The 22231-nt window shown below is 72.8% G+C and carries 17 protein-coding genes; 16 read left to right on the forward strand and 1 reads right to left on the reverse strand.

Going from position 1 to position 22231, the window contains the following annotated elements:
• The first annotated feature begins 204 nt into the window (after positions 1-204).
• The 15 genes from pyrR (at position 205) to QSK15_RS31300 (ending at position 18124) form a co-directional block, all read left to right on the forward strand.
• Positions 205-789, forward strand: coding sequence for a bifunctional pyr operon transcriptional regulator/uracil phosphoribosyltransferase PyrR (gene pyrR / locus QSK15_RS31230; RefSeq protein WP_285797637.1), 585 nt, complete (start codon positions 205-207; stop codon positions 787-789).
• On the forward strand, positions 786-1712 hold the full coding sequence (locus tag QSK15_RS31235; RefSeq protein ID WP_030335650.1) for an aspartate carbamoyltransferase catalytic subunit: 927 nt from the start codon (positions 786-788) through the stop codon (positions 1710-1712). Before pyrR ends, QSK15_RS31235 begins: the two co-directional genes overlap by 4 nt.
• Positions 1709-2986 (forward strand): dihydroorotase, encoded by a 1278-nt coding sequence (locus QSK15_RS31240; RefSeq protein WP_285797638.1) that lies wholly within the window; start codon positions 1709-1711, stop codon positions 2984-2986. Before QSK15_RS31235 ends, QSK15_RS31240 begins: the two co-directional genes overlap by 4 nt.
• Positions 2983-4176, forward strand: coding sequence for a glutamine-hydrolyzing carbamoyl-phosphate synthase small subunit (gene carA / locus QSK15_RS31245; protein ID WP_285797639.1), 1194 nt, complete (start codon positions 2983-2985; stop codon positions 4174-4176). Before QSK15_RS31240 ends, carA begins: the two co-directional genes overlap by 4 nt.
• Positions 4169-7516 (forward strand): carbamoyl-phosphate synthase large subunit, encoded by a 3348-nt coding sequence (gene carB / locus QSK15_RS31250; RefSeq protein WP_285797640.1) that lies wholly within the window; start codon positions 4169-4171, stop codon positions 7514-7516. The genes carA and carB overlap by 8 nt, the downstream gene beginning before the upstream one ends.
• The gene (locus QSK15_RS31255; protein ID WP_285797641.1) at positions 7513-8559 is read left to right on the forward strand and encodes a quinone-dependent dihydroorotate dehydrogenase; all 1047 of its coding nucleotides are present in this window, start codon (positions 7513-7515) and stop codon (positions 8557-8559) included. The genes carB and QSK15_RS31255 overlap by 4 nt, the downstream gene beginning before the upstream one ends.
• Before the next feature lie 285 nt (positions 8560-8844).
• Positions 8845-10119, forward strand: coding sequence for an adenosylmethionine--8-amino-7-oxononanoate transaminase (locus QSK15_RS31260; RefSeq protein WP_285797642.1), 1275 nt, complete (start codon positions 8845-8847; stop codon positions 10117-10119).
• Between the two features lie 72 nt (positions 10120-10191).
• Positions 10192-11028, forward strand: coding sequence for an orotidine-5'-phosphate decarboxylase (gene pyrF, locus QSK15_RS31265; RefSeq protein WP_285797643.1), 837 nt, complete (start codon positions 10192-10194; stop codon positions 11026-11028).
• A 178-nt stretch (positions 11029-11206) separates the two neighbouring features.
• Entirely contained in the window at positions 11207-11524 is a 318-nt protein-coding gene (mihF, locus tag QSK15_RS31270; RefSeq protein WP_030335662.1) for an integration host factor, actinobacterial type, read from the forward strand.
• A gap of 25 nt (positions 11525-11549) precedes the next feature.
• Positions 11550-12083: a nucleoside/nucleotide kinase family protein gene (locus QSK15_RS31275; RefSeq protein ID WP_285797644.1), complete on the forward strand. Its 534-nt coding sequence runs from the start codon at positions 11550-11552 to the stop codon at positions 12081-12083.
• A gap of 63 nt (positions 12084-12146) precedes the next feature.
• The gene (rpoZ, locus tag QSK15_RS31280; protein WP_030335666.1) at positions 12147-12410 is read left to right on the forward strand and encodes a DNA-directed RNA polymerase subunit omega; all 264 of its coding nucleotides are present in this window, start codon (positions 12147-12149) and stop codon (positions 12408-12410) included.
• Between the two features lie 14 nt (positions 12411-12424).
• Positions 12425-13633, forward strand: a complete 1209-nt coding sequence (coaBC, locus tag QSK15_RS31285) for a bifunctional phosphopantothenoylcysteine decarboxylase/phosphopantothenate--cysteine ligase CoaBC (protein WP_285797645.1) — start codon at positions 12425-12427, stop codon at positions 13631-13633.
• 87 nt (positions 13634-13720) lie between these two features.
• Entirely contained in the window at positions 13721-14914 is a 1194-nt protein-coding gene (gene metK, locus QSK15_RS31290) for a methionine adenosyltransferase (RefSeq protein WP_030335671.1), read from the forward strand.
• Positions 14911-16884, forward strand: coding sequence for a primosomal protein N' (locus tag QSK15_RS31295; RefSeq protein ID WP_285797699.1), 1974 nt, complete (start codon positions 14911-14913; stop codon positions 16882-16884). The genes metK and QSK15_RS31295 overlap by 4 nt, the downstream gene beginning before the upstream one ends.
• 256 nt (positions 16885-17140) lie before the next feature.
• The gene (locus QSK15_RS31300; protein WP_285797646.1) at positions 17141-18124 is read left to right on the forward strand and encodes an AAA family ATPase; all 984 of its coding nucleotides are present in this window, start codon (positions 17141-17143) and stop codon (positions 18122-18124) included.
• 79 nt (positions 18125-18203) lie between these two features.
• Here QSK15_RS31300 and QSK15_RS31305 read toward each other — a convergent pair whose 3' ends face one another.
• A complete protein-coding gene (locus tag QSK15_RS31305) occupies positions 18204-19484 on the reverse strand; it encodes a chymotrypsin family serine protease (protein WP_285797647.1) in 1281 nt (426 codons plus the stop codon).
• Positions 19485-19778: 294 nt separating this feature from the next.
• Between QSK15_RS31305 and QSK15_RS31310 the strand changes: the two genes are divergently transcribed.
• The gene (locus QSK15_RS31310; RefSeq protein ID WP_285797648.1) at positions 19779-22187 is read left to right on the forward strand and encodes an ATP-binding protein; all 2409 of its coding nucleotides are present in this window, start codon (positions 19779-19781) and stop codon (positions 22185-22187) included.
• The last annotated feature ends 44 nt before the right edge of the window (positions 22188-22231 follow it).

Consider the following 22231-nt stretch of genomic DNA (forward strand, 5'->3'; position numbering starts at 1 on the left):
GGTCGTGACCCTACCGTTGGGGAGCGTCCGGGAAGTTATCCCCTTTTCCGACGCCTGACCCGGTGGTCAGCAGCCGCCGTCCATCGGCCCGGTGACCACTGGTAACGTGGCGGAAGCCCCGGCCCAGGTCTGCTCGGCGGTCCGGCCGGAGGTGCCCGACATCCTTTAACGACCCGTCCCGTGAGGCGGGGAAGGAGGTCCGCCGTGGCATACCCACCGGCTGCCCGCTCGTCACCACCGCGACAACCCTCGGTGAAGGTGATCCTCGCCAGCGCCGACGTGCAACGCGTGGTCGACCGCATCGCCCACCAGATCCTGGAGAAGACCCAGGGCGCCGCGAACACGGTGCTGCTGGGGATCCCCACCCGGGGCACCCCCCTCGCCCGGCGCCTCGCCGACCGGATCAGCACCTTCGAGGACGTCGTCGTCCCGGTGGGTGTGCTCGACATCACTCTGTACCGCGACGACCTCCGTCGCCATGCCACCCGCGCGGTGGGCCCGACCGAGCTGCCCTCCGGCGGGATCGACGGCAAGCGGGTCATCCTCGTCGACGACGTGCTCTTCTCCGGCCGCACTGTCCGGGCCGCCCTCGACGCGCTCAACGACGTGGGCCGCCCGGCGTCGGTGCAACTCGCCGTCCTGGTCGACCGGGGTCACCGGGAGCTGCCGATCCGCGCCGACTACGTCGGCAAGAACATCCCGACCTCGCTCGCGGAGAGCGTGAAGGTGACGCTCGCCGAGACCGACGGCGTCGACGAGGTCAAGCTCTACGGGGGGGCACCTTCATGATCAAGCACCTGCTCTCCGGCGGGGACCTGGACGCCGACACCGCCACCGAGATCCTGGACACCGCCGCCGAGATGGCCACCGTCGCCGGCCGGGAGATCAAGAAGCTTCCCGCGCTGCGCGGGCGGACCGTGGTGAACCTCTTCTACGAGGACTCCACGCGGACCCGGATCTCCTTCGAGGCGGCGGCGAAGCGACTCAGCGCCGACGTGATCAACTTTTCCGCGAAGGGGTCCAGCGTCACCAAGGGCGAGAGCCTGAAGGACACCGCGTTGACCCTGCAGGCCATGGGCGCGGACGCCGTCGTCGTCCGACACCCCGCCTCCGGCGCGCCGCACCGGCTGGCCAACTGGGTGGACGGGTCGGTGGTCAACGCCGGCGACGGCACCCACGAGCATCCCACCCAGGCGCTGCTGGACGCGTACACCATGCGGGCCCGGCTGGGCCGACTCGCCGGCCTGTCGGTGGCGGTGGTCGGGGACGTGCTGCACTCCCGGGTCGCCCGCTCCAACGTGCTGCTGCTCTCCACCCTCGGTGCCAAGGTCACCCTGGTCGGCCCGCCGACCCTCATCCCGGTCGACATCGCGGGCGCGCTCGCCCCCGGCACCGACGTCTCCTACGACCTCGACTCCGTCCTGCCCAACGTGGACGTGGTGATGATGCTGCGAGTGCAGCGGGAGCGGATGAACGACTCCTACTTCCCCTCCGCCCGCGAGTACGCCCGCCGCTACGGGCTGGACGGGCCGCGGATGCGCCGGCTGCCCGAGCACGCGATCGTCATGCACCCCGGCCCGATGAACCGGGGGATGGAGATCACCCCCGAGGTCGCCGACTCACCCCGCTCCACCATCGTCGAACAGGTCACCAACGGGGTCTCCGTGCGGATGGCTGTCCTTTACCTGCTGCTCGGAGGGAACAACCGGTGAGCGCGTACCTGATCACCAGCGTGAGCGTCCTCGGCGCCGCGCCGACCGACCTGCTGATCCGCGACGGCGTGGTCGCCGAAGTCGGTCCCGGCCTGACCGCGCCGGACGCCACAGTCATCGACGGCACCGGCCTGGTCGCCCTGCCCGGCCTGGTCGACCTGCACACCCACCTGCGCGAGCCCGGCCGGGAGGACGCCGAGACCGTCGAGTCCGGTTCCCGGGCGGCGGCGCTGGGCGGCTACACGGCCGTCTGCGCGATGGCCAACACCTCCCCGGTGGCGGACACCGCCGGTGTGGTCGAGCAGGTCTGGCGGCTCGGCCGGGAAGCCAACCTGGTCGACGTGCAGCCGATCGGCGCGGTCACCGTCGGGCTGGCCGGCGAACGGCTGGCCGAGCTGGGCGCCATGGCCGACTCGGCGGCCCGGGTGCGGATCTTCTCCGACGACGGGCACTGCGTCGCCGACCCGAAGCTGATGCGCCGGGCGTTGGAGTACGTCAAGGCGTTCGACGGGATCATCGCCCAGCACGCTGAGGAGCCCCGGCTCACCGAGGGCGCCCAGATGCACGAGGGCGAGGTCTCCACCCGGCTCGGCCTGATCGGCTGGCCGGCGGTCGCCGAGGAGGCGATCATCGCCCGGGACGTGCTGCTCGCCGAGCACGTGGGCAGCCGACTGCACGTCTGCCACGTCTCCACCGCCGGCAGCGTCGAGGTGCTGCGCCAGGCGAAGGCACGCGGAGTACGGGTGACCGCCGAGGTGACCCCGCACCACCTGCTGCTCACCGACGTCAAGGCCGAGACCTACGACCCGGTCTTCAAGGTCAACCCGCCGTTGCGGACGGCCGCTGACGTCACCGCGCTGCGCGCCGCCCTCGCCGACGGGGTGATCGACGTGATCGCCACCGACCACGCCCCGCACGCGGTGGAGGACAAGGAGTGCGAGTGGGCGTACGCCCGGCCGGGCATGCTCGGTCTGGAGACGGCCCTCTCCATCGCGCTGGACGTGCTCGGTCCCGAGTGGGACCTGATCGCCGAGCGGATGTCGCGCACCCCCGCACGGATCGCCGGCCTCACCGGGCACGGCGTCGACCCCGCGCCGGGTGTGCCGGCGAACCTGACAGTGATCGACCCGGCCGCCCGCCGCACCATCGAGCCGGCGGAGTTGGCCAGTCGCAGTCGCAACACCCCGTACGCCCGCATGACGCTGCCAGGTCGCATCGTGGCGACCTTCCTGCGTGGCGAGCCGACGGTCCTGGACGGAAAGGCAACCAAGTGACGCGCAGACGTTCCGCGATCCTCGTACTGGAGGACGGGCGCACGTTCCCCGGTGAGGCGTACGGGAGTGTCGGAGAGACCTTCGGCGAGGCGGTCTTCACCACCGGCATGACCGGTTACCAGGAGACGCTGACCGACCCGTCGTACCACCGTCAGGTGGTGGTGCAGACCGCGCCGCACATCGGCAACACCGGCGTCAACGGCGAGGACGACGAGTCCGGCCGGATCTGGGTGGCCGGCTACGTGGTGCGCGACCCGGCCCGGATCGGCTCGAACTGGCGCGCCACCGGCTCGCTGGAGGACCGCCTCGCCACCGAGGGTGTGGTCGGCATCAGCGGGGTGGACACCCGGGCCCTGACCCGGCACCTGCGCGAGCGCGGCGCCATGCGGGTGGGCATCTCCAGCGTCGAGAAGGACCCGCAGAGCCTGCTGGCCCGGGTCCGGCAGTCACCGCAGATGGTCGGCGCGGACCTGTCCGCCGAGGTGACCACCGCCGAGCCGTACGTCGTGCAGGCAGTGGGCGAGCACCGGTTCACGGTGGCCGCGCTGGACCTGGGCATCAAGCGCAACGTGCCGCGGCGGCTGGCCACCCGCGGGGTGACCACCCACGTGCTGCCGGCGTCGTCGACCATCGACGAGATGCTCGCCACCGGCGCCGACGCGATCTTCCTGTCGCCGGGCCCGGGCGACCCGGCCACCGCCGACGCGCCGGTGGCGCTGGCCCGGGAGGCGCTGCGGCGGGAGGTGCCGCTGTTCGGCATCTGCTTCGGCAGCCAGATCCTCGGTCGGGCGCTCGGCTTCGGCACCTACAAGCTGGGCTACGGCCACCGGGGGATCAACCAGCCGGTGCTCGACCGGGTCACCGGCAAGGTCGAGGTGACCAGCCACAACCACGGCTTCGCCGTCCAGGTGCCGGGCGCCGGCGTCGGCGCTGTCGTCCCCGACCAGGTGATCGACACCGACTTCGGTGGCGTTCAGGTGTCCCACGTCTGCCTCAATGACAACGTGGTCGAGGGGCTGCGGGCGATCGACGTGCCCGCGTTCACCGTCCAGTACCACCCGGAGGCGGCAGCCGGCCCGCACGACGCGGACTACCTCTTCGACCGATTCGCCGAGCTGATCGAGGGCCGTGCCCTCGACCGGCAGCCCAGTGAGGGCCGGAACCACAGCAAGGGGCGCAGCAATGCCTAAGCGGACCGATCTCAAGCACATCCTGGTGATCGGCTCCGGGCCGATCGTCATCGGGCAGGCCTGCGAGTTCGACTACTCCGGCACCCAGGCCTGCCGGGTCCTGCGCAGCGAAGGGATCCGGGTCAGCCTGGTCAACTCCAACCCGGCGACGATCATGACGGACCCGGAGTTCGCCGACGCGACGTACGTCGAGCCGATCACCCCGGAGTTCGTGGAACTGGTCATCGCCAAGGAGCGCCCGGACGCGATCCTCGCGACCCTCGGCGGGCAGACCGCGCTGAACACCGCCGTCGCCCTGCACGAGAACGGCGTCCTGGAGAAGTACGGCGTCGAGTTGATCGGCGCGAACATCGACGCCATCAACCGGGGCGAGGACCGCCAGCTGTTCAAGGAGATCGTCGCCAAGGCCGGCGTACGCCTGGGTGTCGAGGACCCGGCGGGCCTGGTGCCCCGCTCCCGGGTCTGCCACTCGATGGAGGAGGTCGAGGCGACCGTCGCCGAGCTGGGCCTGCCGGTGGTGATCCGGCCGTCGTTCACCATGGGTGGCCTGGGCTCCGGCATGGCGCACACCCCGGAGGACCTGGCCCGCATCGCCGGTGACGGTCTGGCCGCCAGCCCGGTGCACGAGGTGCTCATCGAGGAGAGCGTGCTCGGCTGGAAGGAGTACGAGCTCGAGCTGATGCGCGACCGGCACGACAACGTGGTGGTGGTCTGCTCGATCGAGAACATCGACCCGATGGGTGTGCACACCGGCGACAGCGTCACAGTGGCCCCGGCCATGACGCTCACCGACCGGGAGTACCAGCGCCTGCGTGACCTGGGCATCGCCGTGCTGCGCGAGGTCGGGGTGGACACCGGCGGCTGCAACATCCAGTTCGCGGTCAACCCGGTCGACGGCCGGATCGTCGTGATCGAGATGAACCCCCGGGTGTCGCGGTCCTCGGCGCTGGCCTCCAAGGCGACCGGTTTCCCGATCGCGAAGATCGCCGCCAAGTTGGCCATCGGCTACACCCTCGACGAGATCCCCAACGACATCACGTTGAAGACTCCGGCGGCGTTCGAGCCGTCCCTGGACTACGTGGTGGTGAAGATCCCCCGGTTCGCGTTCGAGAAGTTCCCCGGCGCGGACCCGGAGCTGACCACCACGATGAAGTCGGTGGGCGAGGCGATGAGCCTCGGGCGTAACTTCACCGAGGCGCTGAACAAGGCGATGCGCTCGATGGAGACGAAGTCGGCCGGTTTCTGGACCGTGCCGGACCCGGCGGGCGTCACCCTCGCCGACACTCTCGCCGCGCTGCGGATCCCGCACGACGGCCGGCTGTACACAGTCGAGCGGGCGCTGCGCCTGGGCGCGTCGATCGCCGAGGTGGCCGAGGCGTCCGGCGGGATCGACCCGTGGTTCCTGGACCAGATCGCCGCGCTGATCGAGTTGCGCGCCGAGATCGTCGACGCGCCGGTGCTCGACGCCGACCTGTTGCGCCGCGCCAAGCGGGCCGGTCTGTCCGACCGGCAGCTCGCCGCGCTCCGTCCGGAGCTGGCCGCCGAGGACGGCGTCCGGACCCTGCGGCACCGCCTCGACGTGCGCCCGGTCTACAAGACCGTGGACACCTGCGCGGCCGAGTTCGAGGCGACCACGCCGTACCACTACTCGACGTACGACCTGGAGACCGAGGTCGTGCCGTCGGACCGGCCGAAGGTGCTGATCCTGGGCTCCGGCCCGAACCGGATCGGGCAGGGCATCGAGTTCGACTACTCCTGCGTGCACGCCGTGCAAGCGTTGCGGACGGCCGGTTACGAGACCGTGATGGTCAACTGCAACCCGGAGACGGTCTCCACCGACTACGACACCGCCGACCGGCTCTACTTCGAGCCGCTGACCTTCGAGGACGTGCTGGAGGTCTGGCACGCGGAGGACTCGTCCGGCCGGGCGGCCGGCGGGCCGGGGGTGGTCGGGGTGGTCGTGCAGCTCGGCGGGCAGACCCCGCTGGGGTTGGCACAGCGGCTCAAGAACGCCGGTGTGCCGATCGTCGGCACCTCCCCGGAGTCGATCCACCTGGCCGAGGAGCGGGGCGCGTTCGGCGCGGTGCTGGCCCGCGCCGGGCTGCGCGCGCCGTCGCACGGCATGGCCACCTCGTACGACGAGGCGAAGGCCATCGCCGACGAGATCGGCTACCCGGTGCTGGTCCGGCCGTCGTACGTGCTGGGCGGTCGGGGCATGGAGATCGTCTACGACGATCCGACGCTGCGCGACTACATCGGCCGCGCCACTGACATCTCCCCGGACCACCCGGTGCTGGTGGACCGGTTCCTCGACGACGCCATCGAGATCGACGTGGACGCGCTCTGCGACGCCGACGGCGAGGTCTACATCGGCGGGGTGATGGAGCACATCGAGGAGGCCGGCATCCACTCCGGCGACTCGTCCTGCGCGCTGCCGCCGATCACCCTCGCTGGCTCGCACCTCGCGGAGGTGCGCCGCTACACCGAGGCCATCGCCCGCGGCGTCGGCGTGCGCGGCCTGCTCAACGTGCAGTACGCCCTCAAGGACGACGTGCTCTACGTGCTGGAGGCCAACCCGCGCGCGTCGCGGACCGTTCCGTTCGTCTCCAAGGCCACGGCGGTGCCGCTGGCCAAGGCGGCGGCCCGGATCGCGCTCGGGGCGAGCATCGCCGAGCTGCGCGCCGAGGGCCTGCTGCCGGCCACCGGGGACGGTGGCACGATGCCCGCTGACGCCCCGGTCGCGGTGAAGGAGGCGGTGCTGCCGTTCAAGCGTTTCCGGACCCGCGCGGGCAAGGGGATCGACTCGCTGCTCGGGCCGGAGATGAAGTCGACCGGCGAGGTGATGGGCATCGACACCAACTTCGGGCACGCCTTCGCCAAGAGTCAGTCGGCCGCGTACGGGTCGTTGCCGACCGCCGGGAAGATCTTCGTCTCGGTGGCCAACCGCGACAAGCGCGGCATGATCTTCCCGATCAAGCGGCTTGCGGACCTGGGCTTCGAGATCGTCGCCACCGCCGGCACGGCCGAGGTGCTGCGCCGCCACGGCATCGCCTGTGAGCAGATCCGCAAGCACTACCAGGCCGGTGCGGGCGACGACGCGGTGTCGCTGATCGGCGGCGGCCACGTGGCGCTCGTGATCAACACCCCGCAGGGCTCCGGTGCCAGCGCCCGCTCCGACGGCTACGAGATCCGCAGCGCGGCGGTCACCGCGGACATCCCCTGCATCACCACCGTTCCCGGCGCGGCGGCGGCGGTGATGGGCATCGAGGCGCGTATCCGCGGCGACATGCGGGTCCGTCCCCTGCAGGACCTGCACGCCACCCTGCGGGCGGCCCAGTGACAGTGTTCGAGCGGGCGGTACGGCCGTGGTTGTTCCGGCTCGGCGGCGGGGACGCCGAGACGGCGCACGAGTGGACGCTGCGGCGGCTGGCGGCAGTGTCGCGGCGGCCGGCCGCGCTGGCCGCGCTGCGGGCCCGGTACGCGGTCGCCGCGCCGCGCACGGTGTTCGGGGTGCGCTTCCCCAACCCGGTCGGCCTGGCCGCCGGCATGGACAAGGACGGCGCGGCGTTGCCGGCCTGGCCGGCGCTCGGCTTCGGGTTCGTGGAGGTCGGCACGGTCACCGCGCACGCCCAGCCGGGCAACCCCCGGCCCCGGCTGTTCCGGCTGCCGGCCAGCGAGGCGGTGGTCAACCGGATGGGCTTCAACAACGCCGGGGCGGCCGCGCTGGCCGCCCGGCTGGCGGCGCTGCCGCGCCCGCTCGGGGTGCCGTTGGGCATCTCGCTGGGCAAGTCCAAGGTGACACCGCTCGACGAGGCGGTCGAGGACTACCTCGCCTCGTACCGGGCGCTGCGCGGGCACGGTGACTACTTCGCGGTGAACGTGTCCTCACCGAACACCCCGGGTCTGCGGTCGTTGCAGGACCGCGCCCACCTGGACGCGCTGCTCGGCGCGCTGGTGGGGGAGAAACCGGTGCTGGTCAAGATCGCGCCGGACCTGACCGAGGCGGCGATCGCCGAGCTGCTGGAGGTCTGCCTGGCCCGGGGCGCCGCCGGGGTGATCGCCACCAACACCACCCTGTCGCGCGACGGGCTCGCCGGCGTCGACGTCGAGCGCGGCGCGCAGGCCGGTGGTCTCTCCGGTCGACCCCTCACCGGGCGGGCCCGCGACGTGGTGGCCTTCGTGCACGCCGAGACCGGCGGCCGGCTGCCGATCATCGGCGTCGGCGGTGTGCTGGACCCGGACGACGCGGCCCGGATGTTCGATGCCGGCGCCGCCCTGGTGCAGCTCTACACCGGCTTCATCTACCGGGGCCCGGCCCTGGTCCGTGCCGCCGCCCGCGCGACGGCCACGACGGCGGCACCGGATCCGGTCGTCGGCCGGTGACCGGATCCGGCCAGGCTTCGGGTCGGGCCGGTTTCGCGCCGGCCCGACTCTGCCGGGCCGGTTCGTGCTGAGGCGGCTCGGTGTGGCGCGGCGCCGGGTGCCCGACCCCGTTGTCGACCCTTTGCTCTGCACCCACGGGCGCACCACCCGCCCGAAACCACGCCGTCCGGGATCGCGCCGTCCGGGTGTCGCACCGGTGGGTGCAGAGCAAAGGCGGCGTAGCAGTGGTTCGACCGGGCCGCCGGACGTCCGCCGTCCGTCCCGGTCCCCCCGAGAGGAGTACGCGTGACCCCCGAGGAGATCCTGGCCGCCGACCGAGCCCACGTCTGGCATCCGTACGCCGCGCTGCCGCCAGCGAACCCGCCGTACGTGGTGCGCAGCGCCGAGGGCGTACGGCTGCGGCTGGCCGACGGGCGGGAGCTGGTGGACGGGATGTCGTCCTGGTGGGCGGCGATCCACGGGTACCGGCACCCGGTGCTGGACGCGGCGGTGACCGACCAGCTCGGCCGGATGAGCCACGTGATGTTCGGCGGGCTCACCCACGAACCCGCCGTGCAGCTCGCCCGCACCCTGGTCGAGCTGACCCCGGACGGCCTGGAGCACGTGTTCCTGGCCGACTCCGGCTCGGTCAGCGTCGAGGTGGCGGTGAAGATGTGCCTGCAGTACCAGCGGGCTGTCGGCCGGCCCCAGCGACGCCGGCTGGCCACCTGGCGAGGTGGTTACCACGGCGACACGTTCCACCCGATGAGCGTCTGCGACCCGGAGGGCGGGATGCACCACCTGTGGGGCGACGTGCTGCCCCGGCAGGTGTTCGCCCCGGTGCCGCCCGGCGGCTTCACCGATCCGCCTGACGACGCGTACGTGGCGGCGTTGGTGGAGACCGTCGAACGGCACGCCGACGAGCTGGCCGCCGTGATCGTCGAGCCGGTCGTCCAGGGCGCCGGCGGAATGCGCTTCCACCATCCGGGCTACCTGCGGGTGCTGCGTGAGGTGACCCGCGCGCACGGAATTCTCCTGATCTTCGACGAGATCGCCACCGGCTTCGGCCGGACCGGTGAGATGTTCGCCGCCGGGCACGCCGGTGTGACGCCGGACGTGTTGTGCGTGGGCAAGGCGTTGACGGGCGGGTACCTGACCCTCGCGGCGACGGTGTGCACCCCGGAGGTCGCCCGGGGTATCTCGGCTACCGGCGTGCTGGCGCACGGGCCCACGTTCATGGGCAACCCCCTGGCCTGCGCGGTGGCGAACGCCTCCATCGGGCTGCTACGGGCCGGAGACTGGGCCGGCCAGGTCGCCAGGATCGGCGCCGGCCTGCGCGCCGGCCTGGAGCCGCTGCGGGGCACGCCGGGCGTGGCCGACGTACGGGTGCTCGGCGCGATCGGCGTGGTCCAGCTCGATCACGAGGTCGACCTCGGCGCGGCCACCGCCGCCGCCGTTGCCCAGGGGGTGTGGCTGCGTCCGTTCCGCGACCTGATCTACACGATGCCGCCGTACGTCACCGATGACGTCGACCTGGCTCGGATCGCCACCGGGGTCGCGGCGGCGGTGGCGGCCGGCTGAGTCGGCCCGGTCGCCGGGTCGACGGTTACCCGGGCGGGGCAGCCGTCCGGACGAGAAGAGGGGAACACTCCCATGGAGAGCTTCGGTACCCGGTTGCACCGGGCGATCACCGAACGGGGCCCACTCTGTGTGGGCATCGACCCGCATCCCGGTCTGCTGGCGCAGTGGGGCCTTCCGGACGACGTGCACGGCCTCGACCGGTTCAGCCGAACCGTCGTTGAAGCGCTCGGTGACCGGGTTGCGGTGGTCAAGCCTCAGTCGGCCTTTTTCGAGCGATTCGGATCCCGAGGTGTGGCGATTCTTGAGTCAACTATCCGACAGTTACGAGATGCCGGCTCGCTCGTTCTGCTCGACGTCAAGCGCGGCGACATCGGCTCGACGGTGAGCGCGTACGCCGCCGCGTACCTCGACCCATCCAGCCCTGTCTATGTCGACGCGGTCACCGCGAGCCCCTACCTCGGCGTCGGCTCGCTGGCGCCGATGTTCGAGTTGGCCGCCGAGCACGGCGGCGGGGTGTTCGTGCTGGCCCTCACCTCCAACCCCGAGGGCGCGGCCGTGCAGCGGGCCGTCACCGCCGACGGCCGGACCGTGGCGCAGACCGTGATTGACGAGATTTCCCAGCTCAACAGGGGTGCGTCACCGCTCGGGAGCTTCGGGCTGGTGGTCGGCGCGACCATCGGTGACACCGGTCACGACCTGTCCGGGGTGGGGGGCCCACTGCTCGCTCCGGGGCTCGGCGCGCAGGGTGCCGGGGCAGCCGATCTGCGTACCGTCTTCGGTTCCAGCCTCGCCTCCGTGCTCCCGTCGTACTCCCGGGAAGTGCTCTCGGCGGGCCCCGATGTGGCCGCGCTGCGGGCCGCCGCGGACCGCGTTCTGGGTGACTGCCGGGCCGTTCTGCCTGCCCGGTGACTGACTGACGGGTCGGTCACTCTACGGTGATCATGCGGCCCCCACGTTGCCGAAAGCTCCGTTGGCCGCTAGTTTTCCCCGCGCTGGGAACCATGGACCCCTTGGTTCACAGCGACACCACGTTTCACAGATGCGGCGGTGCGCCCCGCCCGCCGCGATAGGGACCTGAGGAGAACTGGTGCCGCTCCCGTCACTGACCCCCGAACAACGCGCTGCCGCGCTCGAGAAGGCCGCGGAGATCCGCAAGGCCCGTGCTCAGCTGAAGGAGCAGCTCAAGCAGGGCAAGACCACTCTCGGTGCCGTCCTCGAGCGGGCCGAGAGCGACGACGTCGTCGGCAAGCTCAAGGTGTCGGCCGTCCTGCAGGCCATGCCGGGCATCGGCAAGATCCGGGCTACCCAGATCATGGAGAAGCTCAAGATCGCCGACAGCCGTCGCCTGCGTGGCCTCGGCGAGCAGCAGCGCAAGGCACTGCTTGGAGAGTTCGCCGCCAACTGAACCTGGCAGCGTGTAGAAACAAGCAGTGAGCACGGATGACGAGGCGCGCCCGGCGGCTCGGCTCACTGTCCTGGCTGGACCTTCGGGATCCGGCAGGGAGAGTGTCGTCGAGCTCGTCCGGGCGCGTTCTCCGTCCGTGTGGATCCCGGTCGTGGCAACCACCAGGCCGCGCCGGGAGTCGGAGATCGACGGGGTGGACCGCGTCTTCCTCGCCCCCGCCGAGTTCGACCGCCGGATCGTCGACGGTGAGCTGCTGGAATGGTCCCGGATCGGTTCCTACCGCCGGGGCACCCCGTACCCGCCGCTGCGCGCCCGGCTCGACGCCGGGCAGCCGGTGCTGCTCCCGCTCGACCTGCGCGGCACCCCACTGGTCCGCGCGCGCCTGCCCGACGCTCGGCTGGTGCTGCTGAGCCCACCCGGGTACGCGCCGGACGCCACGGTGGCCGCCACCGTCGAGCACACGCTGACCCACGACCACACCGAGCGGGTGGCTGAAGAGCTGGTAGGCTTACTCGGTTCTTCTTATCCGGATCCGGCCTGGTCGCGCGTGCGTGGCTGACGCCGGCCGCCGTTGAGACTCAGCACCGCGTCCGCGCGGCTCGAAAGACGCAGAGGTTAATTCGTGGGATCCATCGCCAACCCCGAAGGCATCACCAACCCGCCGATCGACGAGCTCCTCGAGAAGACGACGTCGAAGTACGCGCTGGTCATCTTCGCCGCCAAGCGCGCGCGCCAGGTCAACGCCTACTACAGCCAGCTCGGTGAGGGTCTGCTGGAGTACGTCGGTCCGCTCGTCGAGACCACCCCGCAGGAGAAGCCCCTCTCGATCGCCATGCGCGAGATCAACTCGGGCCTGCTCACCGCCGAGCCGACCGACCAGCCGTAAGCCCCCGCTGGCCGATGTCCGCCTCGATCGTCCTCGGGGTCGGTGGCGGCATCGCCGCCTACAAGGCGTGCGAGCTGCTGCGACTCTTCACCGAATCCGGTCACCGGGTTCGGGTCGTGCCCACCGCGTCGGCGCTCCGGTTCGTGGGAGCGCCGACCTGGGCCGCGCTCTCCGGTCAACCCGTCGCCGACGACGTCTGGACCGACGTCCATGAGGTGCCGCACGTCCGCCTCGGTAAGCAGGCCGACCTGGTGGTGGTCGCGCCGACCACCACCGACCTGCTCGCCAAGGCCGCCCACGGCCTCGCCGACGACCTGCTCACCAACACCCTGCTGACGGCCCGTTGTCCGGTCCTGCTGGCCCCGGCCATGCACACCGAGATGTGGGAGCACCCCGCCACCGTGGCCAACGTCGCCACGCTGCGCTCCCGGGGGGTGCGGGTCATCGAACCCGCCGTCGGCCGGCTCACCGGCGCCGACACCGGCAAGGGTCGGCTGCCCGACCCGGCGGAGATCTTCGCCGTCGCCGGGCGGCTCCTGGCCCGTGGTGACGCGGCCCCTGCCGACCTGGCCGGTCGCCGGGTGGTCGTCACCGCCGGTGGCACCCGCGAGCCCCTGGACCCGGTCCGCTTCCTGGGCAACCGCTCGTCGGGCAAGCAGGGGTACGCGTTCGCCCGCGCGGCGGTCGCCCGGGGTGCCCGGGTCACGGTGGTCGCGGCCAACGTCGACCTCGCCGACCCGGCCGGCGTCGACCTGATCCGGGTGGGCACCACCGCCGAGCTGCGGGAGGCGACGGTCAAGGCCGCCGTCGACGCCGACGCGGTGGTCATGGCGGCGGCTCCGGCCGATTTCCGGCCCGCGACGTACGCGCCTGGCAAAATCAAGAAGTCGGACGACGGTGTCGCGCCCACCATCGAGCTCGTCACGAATCCGGACATCGCGGCGGAGCTCGGCCAGCGCAAACGACCGGAGCAGGTGCTGGTGGTGTTCGCCGCCGAGACCGGCGACGCCGAGGCCAACGGCCGGGCGAAACTCGCCCGGAAGCGGGCCGACCTGATCGTGATCAACGAGGTCGGTCCGGACCTGGTCTTCGGCGCCGACACCAACACGGTGACGGTCATCGGCGCGGACGGCTCGGTCAGCCGGCTGCCCGAGCAGGCCAAGGAGGCAGTGGCCGACGCCGTGTGGGATCTCGTCGTGGCGCGGCTGCCCGGCCGCTCCTGACGGGTGGAACAGGACGCGACCGATCCCGACACGGGCCGCAGTGGTGATTAGACTGCCGCGGAACGACCTCACACGCTTAGGAGTGCCGTGACACGCCGTCTCTTCACGTCCGAATCGGTCACGGAAGGCCACCCGGACAAGATCGCTGACCAGATCAGCGATGGCATCCTCGACGCGCTGCTGACCGAGGACCCCCACAGCCGCGTGGCGGTGGAGACCATGATCACCACCGGTCAGGTGCACATCGCCGGTGAGGTGACCACCAAGGCGTACGCCGACATCCCGACGATCGTCCGCCGGACCATCCTCGACATCGGCTACGACTCGTCGAAGAAGGGCTTCGACGGCGCCTCCTGCGGCGTCAGCGTCTCCATCGGCGCGCAGTCCGAGGACATCGCGCAGGGCGTGGACAACGCCTTCGAGCTGCGGACCGGGGCGTCGGAGAGCGCGCTGGACGCGCAGGGCGCCGGCGACCAGGGCATGATGTTCGGCTTCGCCTGCTCGGAGACGCCCGAGCTGATGCCGCTGCCGATCGCGCTCGCCCACCGGCTGGCCCGTCGCCTCTCGGCGGTGCGCAAGGACGGCACGATCCCGTACCTGCGGCCGGACGGCAAGACCCAGGTCACGATCGAGTACGAGGGGCTGCGCCCGGTCCGGCTGAACACCGTGGTCGTGTCCAGCCAGCACGCCGCCGACATCTCGTTGGACTCGCTGCTCACCCCCGACGTCCGCGACCACGTGATCGCCCCGGAGCTGGAGAGCCTCGGTCTGGACACCGACGGCTACCGACTGCTGGTCAACCCGACCGGCCGGTTCGAGATCGGCGGCCCGATGGGTGACGCCGGGCTGACCGGCCGCAAGATCATCGTCGACACCTACGGCGGGTACGCCCGCCACGGCGGTGGCGCGTTCTCCGGCAAGGACCCGTCCAAGGTGGACCGCTCGGCCGCGTACGCGATGCGCTGGGTGGCCAAGAACGTGGTCGCCGCCGGCCTGGCCGAGCGGTGCGAGGCGCAGGTCGCCTATGCCATCGGCAAGGCGCACCCGGTGAGCCTCTTCATCGAGACGTTCGGCACCGAGACCGTGCCCGTCGCCTCGATCGAGAAGGCCGTCGGCGAGGTGTTCGACCTGCGTCCGGCCGCGATCATCCGGGACCTCAACCTGCTCCGCCCGATCTACCAGCAGACCGCCGCGTACGGCCACTTCGGCCGGGAGTTGCCGGACCTGACCTGGGAGAGCACCGACCGGGCCGCCGACCTCAAGTCGGCCGCGGGAGCCTGACCACCACCAAGCGCAGCGACCGGCGACCCGCGGATGGGTCGCCGGTCGCGCGCGTCTGCGTGGATGTCGGCCTGGCGCACCTGGACCGGCCGTTCGACTACCTGGTGCCGGCGGAGCTGGACGAGGTGGCGGTGCCCGGGACCCGGGTGAAGGTGCGCTTCGCCGGGCAACTCGTCGACGGGTGGCTGCTGTCGCGCGCCGACGACTCCGGGCACACCGGCCGGCTCGCGTACCTGGAGAAGGTGGTCTCGCCGGAGCCGGTGCTGGCCCCCGAGATCGCCCGGCTGGCCCGGGCGGTCGCCGACCGCTACGCGGGCAGTCTCGCCGACGTGCTCCGGCTCGCCGTGCCACCCCGGCACGCGCGGGTGGAGAAGGAGCCCCGCGACGAGCAGCCCACCCCGCCGGCCCCCACCGGGGCGGTCGACCCGCGCGGGTGGAGTGACTACCCGACCGGCCCGGCGATGCTGCGCGCCCTCGCCGACGGCCGGGCGCCCCGCGCGGTCTGGTCGGCGTTGCCCGGCGAGGACTGGGCGGCCCGCTACGCCGACGCGGTGGCGGCCACCGTCGCCGGTGGGCGCGGCGCGGTGGTCGTGGTGCCCGACGCACGGGACCTCGACCGGCTCGACGCCGCGCTCACCACCGTGCTCGGCCCGGGGCGGCACGTCAGCCTCTCCGCGGCCCTCGGTCCGGCCCGGCGGTACCGGGCGTTCCTCGCCGCCCGCCGGGGCCAGGTGCCGGTGGTGATCGGCACCCGGGCGGCGATGTTCGCCCCGGTGGCCCGGCTCGGCCTCGTGGCCATCTGGGACGACGGTGACGACCTGCACTCCGAGCCCCGGGCGCCCTACCCGCACGCCCGCGACGTGCTGCTCACCCGCGTCCACCTCGCCGAGGCCGGCGCGTTGGTCGGCGGGTACGCCCGCACGGCCGAGGGGCAGCTGCTGGTGGAGACCGGTTGGGCGCGGGAGGTCGTCGCCGACCGGAGCACCGTGCGGGCGCGGGTCCCGGCCATCGCGCCGACCGGGGACGACCCCCAACTGGCCCGTGACCCCGGGGCGGCCACCGCCCGGCTGCCCAGCCTGGCCTGGACGGCTGCCCGCGACGCGCTGCGCCAGGACCTGCCGGTGCTGGTGCAGGTGCCCCGACGCGGCTACCTGCCGTCGATCTCCTGCGCCGAGTGCCGCACTCCGGCCCGCTGCGCGCACTGCGCCGGCCCGCTCGCGCTGCCCGCCGCCGGCGGCACCCCGGCCTGCCGGTGGTGCGCCCGGGTGGCGGCTGCGTACGCCTGCCCGCAGTGCGGTGGGCGGCGGCTGCGGGCCGCGGTGACCGGCGCCCGGCGTACCGCCGAGGAGCTGGGTCGGGCGTTCCCCGGCGTCCCGGTGCGCACCTCGGGGCGCGAGGAGGTGCTGACCGACGTGCCCGGTGGCGCCGCCCTGGTGGTGGCCACCCCGGGTGCCGAGCCGGTCGCCGAGGGTGGCTACGGCGCGGTGCTGCTGCTCGACTCGTGGGCCCTGCTGACCCGGGCCGACCTGCGCGCCGGTGAGGAGGCGCTGCGCCGCTGGCTGGCGGCGGCGGCGCTGGCCCGCCCGGCGCCGGCCGGTCGGGTGGTGGTGGTCGCCGACGGCGCGCTCGCCCCCGTGCAGGCGCTGCTGCGCTGGGACGCCGGCTGGTTCGCCGGCCGGGAGTTGGCCGAGCGCCGCGAGCTGGGCTTTCCACCGGCCGTGCGGATGGCGAGTGTCACCGGCCCGGCCGAGGCGGTGGCGGACCTGCTGGCCGCGGCCCGGCTGCCGGACGACGCCGAGGTGCTCGGGCCGGTGCCGGCCGAGGAGGGTCGGGAGCGGATGCTGGTCCGGGTGCCCAGGGCCCGGGCTGGCGCGCTCGCGGAGGCGTTGCATTCGGCGGCCGGCGCGCGGGCCGCCCGCAAGGCCGCCGATCCGGTTCGTCTCCAGGTCGATCCGCTGAGCCTGTTCTGAGGAGTTTCGGCCGGTGCCGGCGGTGGGAGGGCTGGCCCGCCGGGTGTGCTCTCGCACACCGCGTCCGGCAAAGTGGTGGCGGCCGAGTGGTAGCATCGCCCGTCATGCCGAGGCGTACGACGGGCTCCAGGTCGCGAGGGGGCGTCAGCCGCGCCGAGCTGGAGTCGCCGCGGGATGGCGCGACGATGGCGGGAACGCGTCCGTCGGGCGCGAGGTCGATGATGTCAATGAGCCGGTGATCAGGGGTGGACCAGTCGTGACCGTTGGACAATCGATCGTCTTCAACGGCGACCTCGGCAGCGGCAAGAGCACCGTGTCGGTCGAGATCGCCAAGCGGCTCGGTATGCGCCGGGTCAGCGTGGGGGACCTCTACCGGGAGATGGCGCAGCAGCGGCAGATGACCGCTCTGCAGCTCAACCTGCACGCCGAGCTGGACCAGGCCGTCGACGGCTACGTCGACCAGCTCCAGCGGGACATCGCCGCCTCCGGTGAGCGCCTCATCATGGACTCCCGGTTGGCCTGGCACTTCTTCACCGACGCGCTCAAGGTTCACATGATCACCGAGCCGGGTGAGGCGGCCCGCCGGGTGCTCGCCCGGCCGTCCGGGCCGGCGGAGAGCTACGCCTCCCTGGAGGAGGCCAAGGCCAAGCTCCGTGAGCGCAGCGCGAGCGAGCGGAGCCGGTTCATCATCCGGTACGGGGTCGACAAGGCCCGGCTGCGCAACTATGACCTGATCTGCGACACCACCCGGGCGTCCGCCGCCGAGGTGATCGAACACATCGTGGCCGCGTACGAGGGCACCCTCGGCGCCGAGGTGCTGCGGGACGCGCCGCCCCTGCTGCTGCTGGACCCGGCCCGGGTCTACCCGACCGAGGACATCGCCACCCTGCGGGGTCTGTGGGACACCGACTTCGTCGGTGGGGTGGCCGAGGCGGGCGACGAGGCCCTCGAACCGCTGAAGATCGGGTTCACTGGTGAGTACTTCTTCGTCGTCGACGGTCACCGTCGCCTCAGCGCCGCGCTGCAGAACGGGTTCTCCCTGGTCCCGGCCCAGTTGGTCGCCGAGGTCGACGAGCCGGTGGTGGGTGGCATGACGGCGATCGACTACTTCGCCGCGCAGGTACGCCCCGGTCTGATCTACGACTGGGAGTCGGCTCACAAGATCCAACTGCCGCTGCCCGAGCCCGCGCTGCTGCGTGGCGACGCGGTGCTCGCGGGCGACCCCGGCGCCAGCGTCTGACCCGGCGCGAGACCGGGCCGACGCGCGGGGTGCGCGCGCCGGCCCGCCCACCGAGTCGTACGGCGGTCGCCGCGACGTCTCAGCCGAGGACGACGCCCGAGGCGCCGACTCCCGCCATGCCGGAGAAGATGTCCTCGTAGTAGAACCGCCAGGCGCAGACCCGACCGGTGGTCACGTAGCCGGTGCAGGCCGTCGACGTGAAGGTGTCGTCGATGGCGGTGTTGGTGCCGGTCGCCCAGACCTGGAGCGTGTTGGCCGCGTTCACGATCTCCACCGGGCCACCGCTGTCGCCCTGACCGACGGCGTTGGTGCGGGTGGTGTTCTCCGCCTGGACCTGACCGCAGACCTGGCCGAAGTTGCGCACGTTGATGCAGAGGTTGCGCGCCTTCACCTGGATCGAGCAGCGGGTGCCGGAGTACGCGCCGGAGGTGCACACCCAGTTGCCGACCTGGCTGGCCGACGCCCCGATCACCTGGTTGCTGAACTCACTGACCACGTTGCCGGCCGCGTCGGTGCTGTTGTTGAAGACCCGGCCGCCGGAGCTGCCGGACAGCAGCAGGGTGTCGGTGCCGGCGTTGCGGGTGCCGACTATGCCCATCGACTGCCCGGTCGGGTCGGTCGCGACGTTGTTGATGTTGCCGCAGTGCGCGGCGGAGAGGATCCGCGCGGCCCCGCCCTGGAAGACGCCGAAGCCGGTGGAGCAGCCGCCGCCGGTGGTGGCGTTGCGCCAGGCGGCGCCGCCCCACCACGGTGCGGTGTCGTCCCATCGGGTCGCGGGCGCGGCGGCGACCCCGGTCTGCACGGTCACCGGTACGCCGGCGAGAGCCGTCGCGCCGAGCAGCCCGTCCTGCGTGCCGACGAGCAGGCCGGCCCCGTCGGCGCGCGGGCCGACCGTGGTGATCTTGTCGCCGGCCGAGGCGCGCAGCCGGTCGGCCGCGACGAGGAGTTCCCGCTGCGAGTACGCGGCGGGCAGCACCTGGGTGGCGACGGTGGCGCGGGCGGTGGCCACCAGGTTGGCGGGCGGCTCACCCTTCCAGTAGACCTGGAGCTGGCGGGTGGTGGGGTCTGCGACGATGCCGGCGAAGCCGGAGTTCGCGCTGCGTTGGGCCGCGTTGGTGATCCGCGCCGCGGCGGTGTTCATGCGCTGCTGCAACCGGAGCAGCTCCGACCAGGAGGCGAAGCCGCCGGGCACCGGTGTGCTGTCGACGAAGGATCCGGCGGTGGTGGCCTTGCCGCCCGGTGCGGCGGCGGCCGGGGTGGTGGTCAGGCCCGCGGCGAGCAGCGTGAGACCGATCGCGGTGACGGCGACGCGACGCAGCAGCGCCACCGGGCGTCGGGTGGTCGGGTGTGGACGGATCATCGGGTACCTCTTCCCCCAGGGGTCGTGGAGCGGGCCGTGCCCGCACCAGGACGGTGGCACTGGCATCCGCGTCGCGGGGCGGATCCTGGACGGGACTGGACACCGCTGGACAGCGCCGGCCGGTGACGGTCCGCAGTGGAACTGTCATAGATTGGCAAGTGTCTATCGACTGGCGAGGGGGCGGATTTACCCTGCCCGTGCGTATCCGGGGGCCGGACGACCGGGGGTGGGGGCCGCATGTCTGACCAGTGGGTACCTTCCGGTGCTCATCACACGTCACATGGGTCGCTGCGGGTGTTCGAGCTTGCCCGTGCCGCAGCCGAGGCGCAGACCCTGCCGGAGTTGGCCGGGGTGCTGCGCCAGCTGCGTCGGCGCGAGGCGCGTCAGCAGGGCGAGACCCTGCTGACGTACCGGCAGTTGGCAGCGAAGACCGGCTGGTCACGCGGGATCATCGGGGAGTACTTCGCCGGCAACATCCTGCCGCCGCCGGAACGGTTCGACGTCCTCATCCGACTGCTCGGGGCGACCCCCGCCGAGCAGGGGGTGCTGGCCACCGCGCGGGACCGCATCGAGGAGCGCCGCCGACGCCCGAACCGGGAGCACGCCACCACCGGCCGGTCGGTCGTTCGGGCCAGGGCCGGCGGCCCGCGCACCGCAACGGCGTCCCCCCGGTTCCCGGTGCCCCGTCAACTGCCCCCGGCGCTGCCCGGGTTCGTCGGACGCGCGACCCAACTCGCGCAGCTCGATGCCGAGTGCGCCGGGACCGTGGCGGGCGACGACGCGGTGGCCCCGGTCACCGTCCTGACGGTGTCCGGCACCGCCGGGGTCGGCAAGACGACCCTCGCCGTCAACTGGGCGCACCGGGTCGCCGATCGCTTCCCGGACGGTCAGCTCTACGTCGACCTGCGCGGGTTCGACTCCACGGGGACGGTGGTGACGGCCGTCGAGGCGGTTCGGGGCTTCCTGGAGGCACTTGAGGTGCCGCCCGAACGCATCCCCACCCACCTGCCCGCGCAGGTGGGCCTCTACCGCAGCCTGCTCGCGGGCCGCCGGATGCTGGTGCTGCTGGACAACGCCCGCGACGCCGACCAGGTCCGGCCCCTGCTGGTCGGCAGTCCGAGCTGCCTGGTCCTGGTCACCAGCCGTAACCGGCTCGCCGGCCTGATCGCCGCTGACGGTGCCCGGCCGATCGGCGTCGACCTGCTCAGCACCGCCGAGGCCTGGCAACTGTTGGCCCGGCGGCTCGGCGCGGACCGGTTGGCGGCCGAGCCGCAGGCGGTGGACGAGATCATCGAACGGTGCGCCCGGCTGCCGCTGGCGCTGGCGGTGCTCGCCGCGAGAGGCGCGGAGAAGCCGGAGTTCCCCCTGGCCGTGCTCGCCGCCGAGCTGCGGGCGGCGCCGCGACCACTCGACTCGTTCGACGGTGGGGACGCCGGCACCGACGTGCAGGCCGTCTTCTCCTGGTCGTACCGGAGTCTCACCCCGGCGGCGGCGCGGCTGTTCCGACTCATCGGCTGCCATCCCGGACCGGACATCGGGTTCGCGGCGGCGGCCAGCCTGGCCGGGCTGCCCCGGGCGCAGGTGCCCCGACTGCTGGCGGAGCTGGCCCACGCCCACCTCGTCACCGAGCACGCCCCCGGCCGGTTCGGCGCGCACGACCTGCTCCGGGCGTACGCGGCCGAGCAGGTCGAACGGCTCGAACCGGCGCCGGCCCGGCGGGCCGCGATCCGGCGGGGGCTGGACCACTACCTGCACACCGCGCACGCGGCGGCACTGCTGCTGCAACCGGGCCGGGATCCCGTCACCCTCGCCGCCGCGGCACCGGGCGTGGTGCCCGAGGAGATCAGCGACCTCGCTGCGGCGCTCGCCTGGTTCACCGCCGAGTACCCGGTGCTGCTGGCGGCGGTCGCCCACGCGAGGCGGACCGGGTTCGACGGCCACGCCTGGCAGCTGGCCTGGACGCTCGTGGACTTCCTGCAACGTCGGGGGCGGTGGCCGGACCTGGCCGTGGCCCAGCGCAACGCCCTGGCCGGGGCGCAGCGCAGCGGCGACCGACCCGGGCAGGCGAACGCCCACCGCGACCTCGCCCGGGTGCTGTCCCGGCTGGGTCGGGTGAACGAGGCGGCGAGGAACTACCGGCAGGCCCTGGCGATCTTCGCCGAGCTGGGCGACCACACCGGGCAGGCGCGCACCCACCGGGCGTTCGGCGCGATGCTCGACGGGCTCGGCCGGCACGCCGAGTCGCTGGAGCAGAGCGAGCGCGCCCTGGCGCTGTACCGCAGCGCCGGTCACCTCGCCGGGGAGGCCAGCGCCCGCAACGCGGTGGGATGGGCGTACGCCCAGCTCGGCCGCTACCCGCCCGCGCTCAGCCACTGCCGGGAGGCGTTGGCGCTGCTGCGGACGACAGGCGACCGGCACGGTGAGGCGAACACCTGGGACAGCCTCGGCTTCATCCACGCCCGGCTCGGTGAGCACCGGGCGGCGATCCACTGCTTCCAGCGGGCGCTCGGGCTGTACCGGCGGGTCAGCGACCGCTACGACGAGGCGGACACCCTGTCCCGGCTCGGCGAGAGCCGCCAGGCGGTGGGGGACGCGGCCGGCGCCGCGCGCACCTGGCGGCGGGCCCTGGGCATCCTCGACGATCTCGGCCACCCGGACGCCGAGCGGGTGCGTGAGCTGTTGGTCCGGGCAACCCGGCGGTGACGCTGGGCACACCGGTGGTGGTTGATCGAGGTGCGCCGCCCGGC

The organism is Micromonospora sp. NBRC 107095, assembly GCF_030269705.1.
GTDB classification, from domain to species: domain Bacteria; phylum Actinomycetota; class Actinomycetes; order Mycobacteriales; family Micromonosporaceae; genus Micromonospora; species Micromonospora parva.

Coding starts and splice junctions, on each gene's coding strand:
- coaBC (WP_285797645.1), top strand. CDS start 12,425: ATGTCCGCCTCGATCGTCCTCGGGGTCGGTGGCGGCATCGCCGCCTAC.
- pyrF (WP_285797643.1), top strand. CDS start 10,192: ATGGAGAGCTTCGGTACCCGGTTGCACCGGGCGATCACCGAACGGGGC.
- QSK15_RS31305 (WP_285797647.1), bottom strand. CDS start 19,484: ATGATCCGTCCACACCCGACCACCCGACGCCCGGTGGCGCTGCTGCGT.
- QSK15_RS31235 (WP_030335650.1), top strand. CDS start 786: ATGATCAAGCACCTGCTCTCCGGCGGGGACCTGGACGCCGACACCGCC.
- carB (WP_285797640.1), top strand. CDS start 4,169: ATGCCTAAGCGGACCGATCTCAAGCACATCCTGGTGATCGGCTCCGGG.